Raw genomic sequence first — 8641 nt, forward strand, 5'->3', positions numbered from 1 at the left:
GGCCTGGCCGGCGGCCTGCTCGGCGGCCTGGCCTTGCTGGCCGGCGGCGACGACGTCTTCAGCCTGCTGATTCCCTGGCTGCTGTTGCTGGCCACCGCGCTGTTCGCCGCCAGCCCCTGGCTCAGCCGCTGGTTGGCAGCGCGGCGCCGGGAAGCGAGCGCGGTGCCGCCGCACTCCAGCGGCTCGATGGCGGCCCATGGCCTGGTGTCGATCTACGGCGGCTACTTCGGTGCCGGCATGGGCATCCTGCAACTGGCGGCGTTCTCCATCGAGGGCCATCAGCTGGTGCGCGCCAACGCGCTGAAGAACCTGATCTCGGCAGTGATCTACAGCGTCGCCAGCATCACCTTCATCGTCGCCGGCCGGGTCAGCTGGTACGAGCTGCTGATCCTGCTCGGCGGCGCCACCCTCGGCGGCTACGCCGGCGGCGCGCTCAGCCAGAAACTGCCGGCCGCCTGGCTACGCGCCTTCGTCATCCTGGTCGGCAGCGGCATGACCCTCTATTACTTCTGGGCCACCTACGCCGGCTGATGCGTTGCGCGGGTCCGCTCCCGTTTCAGTGGCTGCGCCGGGCCTTCTTTGCTAATGTCGCGCCCGGTTCAGACTCGCCGCACACGACAGGTTCCTGCCATGGCCCGCAAGAAAGCCGTCCTTGATTTCGAACAATCGCTCGCCGAGCTGCAGCAGCTGGTGGAGCGCCTGGAAAGCGGCGAACTGTCGCTGGAAGACTCGCTGACCTGCTTCGAACAGGGCATCGGCCTGACCCGCGACTGCCAGGCGGCGTTGAGCCAGGCCGAGCAGAAGGTGCAGATCCTGCTCGAGCGCGACGGCACGCTGCAGGAAGCCCCCTTCGACACGGACGCCGAAGCATGACGATCGGCGAGTACCAGAAGCGCTGCCAGCAGCGCGTCGACGGCTGTCTCGATGCCCTCTTCGTCGCGCCGCAGGCGCCGCTCGAACGGCTCTACCAGGCTATGCGCTACAGCGTGATGAACGGCGGCAAGCGGGTACGCCCGCTGCTGGTCTACGCCGCCAGCGAAGCCTTGGGTGGCGACAAGGCCCAGGCCGACGGCGCCGCCTGCGCGGTAGAGCTGATCCATGCCTACTCGCTGGTGCACGACGACCTGCCGGCCATGGACGACGACGACCTGCGCCGCGGCCAGCCGACCACCCACAAGGCCTTCGACGAGGCCTGCGCGATTCTCGCCGGCGATGGCCTGCAGAGCCTGGCCTTCGACGTGCTCGCAGCAGCGCAATCCAACCCCGCGGACCCGCTGCTGCGCCTGCGGATGTTCGGCGTCCTGGCGCGCGCCGCCGGCCCCGCCGGCATGGTCGGCGGCCAGGCCATCGACCTCGGCTCGGTCGGTCGCAAGCTCGATCGCACCGCACTGGAGCAGATGCACCGGCACAAGACCGGCGCCCTGATCGAGGCCAGCGTGCAGCTCGGCGCCCTTTCCAGCGGCCGCGCCGATGCCGACAGCCTCGCCTCGCTGAACCAGTACGCCCAGGCCGTGGGCCTGGCCTTCCAGGTGCAGGACGACATCCTCGACGTGGAAAGCGACACCGCCACCCTCGGCAAGCACCAGGCGCCGACATCGCCCGCGACAAGCCCACCTATCCGGCGCTGCTCGGCATGGACGCGGCCAAGGCCTATGCCCTGGAGCTGCGCGACCTGGCGCTGCATGCGCTGCGCCCGTTCGATATCGCCGCCGAGCCGCTGCGCGAGCTGGCGCGCTATATCGTCGAACGGCGTAACTGAGGCGCCCGCGCGGTATTCGGGCTCAGGAGCCAGGCCTGCGGCCTGCAATCGCCGCGAGGGCGCGCCTCCCACAGGGTTCGGTGTGGGTTGCCTGCTTTTGTGGGAGGCCCGACCCCGGGGCGATGCTTTTGGGCTTCCGGCAGGCCTGCGGCCTGCATCGCGCGAGGGCGCGCCCACAGGGTTCGGTGTGGGCTGCCTGCTTTTGTGGGAGGCCCGACCTCGGGGCGATGCTCTTGGGCTTCGTCGCTGTGCTCCTCAGGCTACGCACCCCACCCCGCCTGCGGACTGCGCGAACGGCATGCGCTGGACGCAGGGTCGTTCTTATCGCAGGGCCCATCGGTTAAACTGCCGCTCTTTTTCCGACAAAAATGATTCGCCCGATGCCCAAGACGTTCCATGAGATTCCTCGGGTACGCCCCGCGACGCCCATCCTCGACCGCGCGGCCACGCCCGAGCAGTTGCGCCGGCTGGGCGAGGCGGAACTCGAAGAGCTTGCCAACGAGCTGCGCCAGGACCTGCTGTTCAGCGTCGGCCAGACCGGCGGTCACTTCGGCGCCGGCCTCGGCGTGATCGAACTGACCATCGCCCTGCACTACGTCTACGACACCCCGGACGACCGCCTGGTCTGGGACGTCGGTCATCAGGCCTACCCGCACAAGATCCTTACCGGGCGCCGCGCGCGCATGGCCAGCCTGCGCCAGAAGGACGGCCTGGCGGCCTTCCCGCGGCGTTCGGAAAGCGCCTACGACACCTTCGGCGTCGGCCATTCCAGCACCTCCATCAGCGCCGCCCTCGGCATGGCCATCGCGGCACGCCTGCAGGGCAGCAAGCGCAAGTCCATCGCCGTGATCGGCGACGGCGCGCTGACCGCCGGCATGGCCTTCGAGGCACTCAACCACGCCCCGGAAGTCGGCGCCAACATGCTGGTGGTGCTCAACGACAACGACATGTCGATCTCGCGCAACGTCGGCGGGCTGTCCAACTACCTGGCCAAGATCCTCTCCAGCCGTACCTATTCGAGCATGCGCGAGGGCAGCAAGAAGATCCTCTCGCGCCTGCCCGGCGCCTGGGAAATCGCCCGCCGCACCGAGGAATACGCCAAGGGCATGCTGGTGCCCGGCACCCTGTTCGAGGAGCTCGGCTGGAACTACATCGGCCCCATCGACGGCCACGACCTGCCGACCCTGATCGCCACCCTGCGCAACATGCGCGACCTCGACGGCCCGCAGTTCCTCCACGTGGTGACCAAGAAGGGCAAGGGCTTCGCCCCGGCCGAGGCCGACCCGATCACCTGGCACGCCATCAGCAAGCTGGAGCCGGTGGATGCGCCGGTCGCGCCGAAGAAGCCTGCCGGGCCGAAATACTCCAACGTCTTCGGCCAGTGGCTGTGCGACATGGCCGAGGCCGACCCGCGCCTGACCGGCATCACCCCGGCGATGAAGGAAGGCTCGGACCTGGTGGCCTTCAGCGAGCGCTTCCCGCAGCGCTACTTCGACGTCGCCATCGCCGAGCAGCATGCCGTGACGCTGGCCGCCGGCATGGCCTGCGAAGGCATGAAGCCGGTGGTGGCGATCTACTCGACGTTCCTCCAGCGCGCCTATGACCAGTTGATCCACGACGTCGCGGTGCAGAACCTCGACGTGCTGTTCGCCATCGACCGTGCCGGGCTGGTCGGCGAGGACGGCCCGACCCATGCCGGCAGCTTCGACCTGTCCTACCTGCGCTGCATCCCCGGCATGCTGGTGATGACCCCCAGCGACGAGAACGAGATGCGCCGCATGCTCACCACCGGCTACCACTTCGAGGGCCCGGCGGCCGTGCGCTACCCGCGCGGCAGCGGGCCGAACGCGCCCATCGAGCCGGGGCTGGCGCCGCTGGAAATCGGCAAGGCGGTGACCCGCCGCCGGGGCGGCAAGGTTGCGCTGCTGGTCTTCGGTGTGCAGCTGGCCGAGGCGCTGCAGGTCGGCGAGACGCTGGACGCCACGGTGGTCGACATGCGCTTCGTCAAACCGCTGGACGAGGCGCTGCTGCGCCAGCTGGCGGCCAGCCACGAACTGCTGGTGACCGTCGAGGAGAACAGCATCATGGGCGGCGCCGGCAGCGCGGTGGCCGAATTCCTCGCCGGCGAAGCCATCGTCCTGCCCATGCTGCACCTGGGGCTGCCGGACCAGTACGTCGAGCATGCCAAACCCAGCGAGATGCTCGCCGAATGCGGCCTGGATGCCGCCGGCATCGAAGCCGCGGTGCGCCAGCGCCTGGCGCTGCTCGGCAACGCCTGAGGCAGCGCCAGGCCGTAGGGTGGAAAACGGCGCAGCCTTTTCCACCGGCGCATGAGGACAACCACGAGGCCGCCTGGGGTAAAGCGTGCAATCTTCCTGCATCGCCTGGTGGATGAGCAAAGCGTCATCCACCCTACGCTCTGCCTGGCACACGTAGGGTGGAAAACCGCGCAGCCTTTTCCACCGGCGCATGAGGGCGCCACGAGGCCGCCTGGGGTAACGCGTGCAATCTTCCTGCATCGCCTGGTGGATGAGCAAAGCGTCATCCACCTACGCTCTGCCTGGCACACCGTAGGGTGGAAAACCGCGCAGCGTTTTCCACCGCTTCGGCCAGCTCTACATCCGCACCTTCAGCCGCGCAGCAGCAGGTCGCCCTCGATCGGCACGTAGCGCGTGGCGGCGCGGATCAGCGACTGCGCGGTGAGCCCGGGCACGCCATAGGCCGTCGCCTCGGCGCCGCCGGCGCGCACCCGTTCCAGCAGCAGGTCGAAGTCGCCGTCGCCGGACGCCAGTACCACCTCGTCGACCCGCCCCGCCGCGTCCAGCACGTCGATGGTGATGCCCACGTCCCAGTCGCCCTTGGCCGAGCCGTCGCTGCGCTGGATGTAGGGCTTGAGCTTCACCGTGAAGCCGAGGTTGCGCAGAATCCGCTGGAACTGCTGCTGGCGGGCGTCGCCGCGCTCGATGGCATAGGCGTAGGCCTCGACGATCTCGCCGCGCCTGCCGACGTCCGCCCACAGCGCCGCATAGTCGAAGTGGCAGCCGTAGGCCTGGCGCACCGTGTAATAGAGGTTCTGCACATCGGCGAACAGGGCGATCTTTCTCACGGTAGCCAGCCTGCGATCATTGACGGGTCTCCAGTATGGACGGCGACATCGCGCATGTCCCGGCACTTCGGCTACAGTGGCGCCCCGATCGATTCACACTGCCGATTTGCAATGAACGTCTTTGCCATCCTGCGCGACGCCTGGTTCTTCTATTCCCGCCAATTCATCGCCATCGCCCGCCTCTGCCTGCCGCTGATCCTGCTCGAGAGCGCCACGCGCCTGGGCGTCGACCACTGGCTCGGCAAGGGCGCGCTGCCGGCGCAGGAACTGCTCGTCGGCATGATCTTCTATCCGCTGTACATCGCGCGCTGATCCTCTACCTCGATGCCGCAGCCGCGGCCACGACCCGGCGCCGCGCGCGGTCCTGGCCCGAGCCCTGCCGCTGTGGCCGGCGCTGGCGGTGCTCTCGGCGCTCGGCACGCTGCTGATCCTGCTCGGTGCCTCGCTGTTCGTGCTGCCGGGCATCTGGGTCATGGTCAGGATCGCCTTCGCCGAATACCTGCTGGTGCTGCGCGGGCTGTCGCCGCTGGCCGCGCTCAAGCAGAGCTTCATCCTCACCCGCGGGCATTTCCTGCTGGTGCTCGGCTGCGTGCTCAGCGTGCTGCTGCCGCTGTGGGTTCTCGAGGCCTGGATCGTCGCGCAGGCCTGGGCCGGCGAGGCCCCGCCAGCGCTGCCGGCGATCCTGCTCGACGGCGTCATCGGCCTGCTGCAGCTGCTGCCCACGGTGATGCTGTTCCGCTGCTTCATGCTGTGCACCGCGCAGCCTGCGCGCGAGCGCGACGCCGCCTGAAGCGACACGCACCGTTCAGCCGTTGCCACGGCGGGATCGCGGTGGCCTGCTAGGCTTCTCCGGCCAGTCATCCGGAGGCTCCAGCCATGGCCGAACAGAATCCCAGCATCCTCTCGCACATCTCCCTCGGCACCGACCGCTTCGACGAGGCGGTCGCCTTCTACGACCGGGTGCTGCCCAGCCTCGGCTGCAAGCGCATTCTCGAACACCCCGGCGCCGTCGCCTGGGGCCGCGAATTCCCCGAGTTCTGGATCCAGACACCGATCGACGGCGCCCCGGCATCGGTGGGCAACGGCACCCATGTCGGCTTCTTCGCCGCCGACCAGGCCGCGGTGGATGCCTTCCATCGTGCAGCCATCGCCGCCGGCGCCCGCGACGAAGGCGCCCCGGGGCCGCGTCCGGAATATGGCGAGCCGTACTACGGCTGCTTCGTGCGCGACCTCGACGGGCACAAGATCGAGGCGGCCTACTGGGATGTGGCCCTGATGCGCCAACTCTACGGCGACCGCTAGGCTCGTGGCGCGCCCGTGCCAGCGTCCTACGACCTGTTGCCGAGCAGGCGCGGCAGCAGCAGGTTCTGGTAGAGGCGCGGGAAGCAGCGCGCCAGCAGCTGCGCCTTCCAGTCGAGATTGGACAGCACCAGCAACCGGCGCCGGCGCAACGCGCCCTGGTAGATCGCCTCGGCGACATCCTGCGCCGAGAAAACCCGGCCGATGATGTCCAGTACCGGCTGCGGCGCCGTGGAGCCATCGCCGACCAGCACGTTCTTGCGCAAGTCGGTGGCGGTGTAGCCCGGGCATACCAGCATGACGTTGACCTCGGTGCCCTCGAGTTCGCCGCGCAGCGTCTCGAACAGCCCGTGCAGTGCATGCTTGCTGGCGTTGTAGGCGGCGCGGTTGGGCACCGGGGCGTATTGCGACAGCGAGCTGAGCACGATGATCTGCCCCTGCCGCGCGATCAGGCTCGGCAGGGCGGCCTGGGTACAGTGCAATGCGCCATAGAAATTCACCGCCATGACCCGCTGGAACACCGCCAGGCTGGTTTCCGCCACACGGCTGCGATGGGTGATCCCGGCATTGTTGATCAGCACGTCGATGCCGCCGTAGCGCTCGACGACCAGCGCCACCGTGCGCCGGACCGCTTCGGCATCGCTGACGTCGCAGCGCAGGCCGAGCGCCTCGGCATTGTGGTGGTCGGCCAGATGCTGGACCAGGCCGTCCAGCGCGTCCTGATCGAGATCGAAGATCACCAGCCGCGCGCCGGCCTGCGCCATGCGCACCGCCAGGGCGCGGCCGATGCCGGCGCAGCCGCCGGTAATCAGCACCACCTTGCAGTCGAACACCTTGCGGTCGAATACCTTGCGCTGCATACACTCGCTCCTTCGTGCCTCGGTGCCCGAACATCTCGGCACCCGGTTTGAGCATAGGTCGATGTTCGCCGACATTCCCGTTCCCGCGGCAAGACGCATCATCGACAATCGCTCGGCGGCGGCGCACCCTAGTGACGGTTGCTCGTGACGCCTCGCTCCAGAAGCTGTGCCGTCCCGACGGAAAACCAGGCCATCAATTCTCCCTGCGCAGGGCAATGACCACCCAGTGAAACCGCTTCTATTCCTCGCCCTGGCCATCGCCCTCGCTCCCGTCACGGGGCGGGCCGAGCCGGCCCCCCAGCGGGTGCTGAGCGTCGGCTACTACGAATTCGCCCCGGCCATCTACAGCGATGCGCGCGGGGTGGCGCGCGGCGAGGTGGCCGAGCTGACGCGCAGGGTGGCCAAGCACGCGGGCTACGGCGTGAGCTTCCGCGCCCTGCCCAGCGCGCGGCTCTATGCGGCGCTGGAAAACGGCAGCATCGACCTCTGGCCCGGTGCCCAGGGCAAGCCGGAGCTGGCCGCACATACGCTGGAAGGACGCCACACGCTGAGCCACATCAGCCTCAACCTGTACTTTCGCCCGGACACGCCGGCACCGCGGATTCCGGACGATCTCGCCGGGCAGGCGCTGATCCTCATCAATGGCTACAGCTACTGGCCACGCATCACCGAGATGCTCGACGATCCCGCCCTGAACCTGCGCCTGTTGCGCACCAGCACCCATGTCTCGGCACTGGAAATGCTGCGGCGCCGGCGCGGCGACTACCTGCTCGACTACCAGATCCCGGTGGAACAGGCCCGTCAGCGCCTGCAGATGGAGGCGCTGCCACATCTGCGCGTGGAGCAGGTGCCGATCCGCTTCATCGTGTCCCGCCATGCCCGCGGCAGCGCGAAAATCGTCGCCGCACTCGACCGCGCCTACGAGGAACTACGCGCCGCCGGCGAGGACCTCAGCCTGCCGACGGACTGACGGGCGCTACTGCCCGCGCGGCTTGGCCCTGGCGGTGGGCTCGGCGACCAGCGGATCGTCCGGCCAGTAGTGCTTGGGATAGCGGCCCTTGAGGTCCTTCTTCACCTCAGCGTAAGTTTTGGCCCAGAAGCTCGCCAAGTCCTGGGTGACCTGCACCGGCCGCCGCGCCGGTGACAGCAGGTGCAGCTTGACCACCTGCCGACCGCCGGCGATGCGCGGCGTGTCGGCCAGGCCGAACAGTTCCTGCAGGCGCACCGCCAGCACCGGCGGCGACTCGGCGTAGTCCAGGCGAATCCGCGAACCGGACGGCACCGCCAGGGCCACCGGCGCCTGCTCCTCCAGGCGCTGCGGCAACGGCCAGGGCAGCAGCGTGGCGAGCATGCCGGGCAGGTCCAGCTGGGCGAAATGCGCCAGCCGCGACACCTTGCCGATATAGGGCAGCAGCCAGTCCTCCAGCCGCACGAGCAACGCCGCGTCGCTGACGTCCGGCCACTCGCTGGCGCCGCCATTGGCCAGGTCCAGTTGCCGCAGCAGGCCGATGCGCGCCTGCCACTGGCGCAGCGCGGGCGTCCACGGCAGCAGTTCCAGGCCCTTGCGCCGCACCAGTTCGAGCAACGCGCGGGCGCGGGCCTGGTCGTCGAGCCCGG

The 8641-nt window shown here is 68.9% G+C and carries 8 protein-coding genes and 2 pseudogenes; 7 read left to right on the forward strand and 3 right to left on the reverse strand.

Features of this window, described 5'->3' with window-relative positions; genetic code table 11:
* The 4 genes and pseudogenes from BAY1663_RS21210 to dxs form a co-directional block, all read left to right on the forward strand.
* Positions 1 to 531 (forward strand): sulfite exporter TauE/SafE family protein (locus BAY1663_RS21210; protein WP_037044747.1); only part of this gene is annotated, 531 nt, incomplete at its 5' end.
* Positions 532 to 630: 99 nt separating this feature from the next.
* The gene (locus BAY1663_RS21215; protein ID WP_037044748.1) at positions 631 to 873 is read left to right on the forward strand and encodes an exodeoxyribonuclease VII small subunit; all 243 of its coding nucleotides are present in this window, start codon (positions 631 to 633) and stop codon (positions 871 to 873) included.
* Positions 870 to 1759 (forward strand): annotated as a pseudogene (locus tag BAY1663_RS21220) (polyprenyl synthetase family protein). Before BAY1663_RS21215 ends, BAY1663_RS21220 begins: the two are co-directional and overlap by 4 nt.
* A gap of 380 nt (positions 1760 to 2139) precedes the next feature.
* Positions 2140 to 4038: a 1-deoxy-D-xylulose-5-phosphate synthase gene (gene dxs, locus BAY1663_RS21225; RefSeq protein WP_037044750.1), complete on the forward strand. Its 1899-nt coding sequence runs from the start codon at positions 2140 to 2142 to the stop codon at positions 4036 to 4038.
* A gap of 350 nt (positions 4039 to 4388) precedes the next feature.
* Here the strand turns inward: dxs and BAY1663_RS21230 are convergent, their stop codons facing one another.
* Positions 4389 to 4865, reverse strand: a complete 477-nt coding sequence (locus BAY1663_RS21230) for an NYN domain-containing protein (protein WP_037044752.1) — start codon at positions 4863 to 4865, stop codon at positions 4389 to 4391.
* 111 nt (positions 4866 to 4976) lie between these two features.
* Between BAY1663_RS21230 and BAY1663_RS21235 the strand changes: the two are divergent.
* Positions 4977 to 5655, forward strand: a pseudogene (locus tag BAY1663_RS21235) (hypothetical protein).
* A gap of 86 nt (positions 5656 to 5741) precedes the next feature.
* The gene (locus BAY1663_RS21240) at positions 5742 to 6167 is read left to right on the forward strand and encodes a VOC family protein (protein ID WP_037044754.1); all 426 of its coding nucleotides are present in this window, start codon (positions 5742 to 5744) and stop codon (positions 6165 to 6167) included.
* Between the two features lie 26 nt (positions 6168 to 6193).
* Here the strand turns inward: BAY1663_RS21240 and BAY1663_RS21245 are convergent, their stop codons facing one another.
* Entirely contained in the window at positions 6194 to 7024 is an 831-nt protein-coding gene (locus BAY1663_RS21245; RefSeq protein WP_037044756.1) for an SDR family oxidoreductase, read from the reverse strand.
* Positions 7025 to 7220: 196 nt separating this feature from the next.
* Here BAY1663_RS21245 and BAY1663_RS21250 point away from each other — a divergent pair, with 196 nt between their 5' ends.
* Positions 7221 to 7994 (forward strand): transporter substrate-binding domain-containing protein, encoded by a 774-nt coding sequence (locus BAY1663_RS21250; protein ID WP_128576427.1) that lies wholly within the window; start codon positions 7221 to 7223, stop codon positions 7992 to 7994.
* 6 nt (positions 7995 to 8000) lie between these two features.
* Here the strand turns inward: BAY1663_RS21250 and BAY1663_RS21255 are convergent.
* A partial coding sequence (locus BAY1663_RS21255) for an ATP-dependent helicase C-terminal domain-containing protein (RefSeq protein ID WP_037044761.1) occupies positions 8001 to 8641 on the reverse strand: 641 nt, incomplete at its 5' end.

The sequence above is a fragment of the Pseudomonas sp. BAY1663 genome (genome assembly GCF_000582595.1).
Classification (GTDB): domain Bacteria; phylum Pseudomonadota; class Gammaproteobacteria; order Pseudomonadales; family Pseudomonadaceae; genus Stutzerimonas; species Stutzerimonas stutzeri_AF.

Excerpts from the sequence above, each read along its gene's own strand:
- BAY1663_RS21215 (WP_037044748.1), top strand. The coding sequence starts at position 631 with ATGGCCCGCAAGAAAGCCGTCCTTGATTTCGAACAATCGCTCGCCGAG.
- dxs (WP_037044750.1), top strand. The coding sequence starts at position 2,140 with ATGCCCAAGACGTTCCATGAGATTCCTCGGGTACGCCCCGCGACGCCC.
- BAY1663_RS21240 (WP_037044754.1), top strand. The coding sequence starts at position 5,742 with ATGGCCGAACAGAATCCCAGCATCCTCTCGCACATCTCCCTCGGCACC.
- BAY1663_RS21245 (WP_037044756.1), bottom strand. The coding sequence starts at position 7,024 with ATGCAGCGCAAGGTATTCGACCGCAAGGTGTTCGACTGCAAGGTGGTG.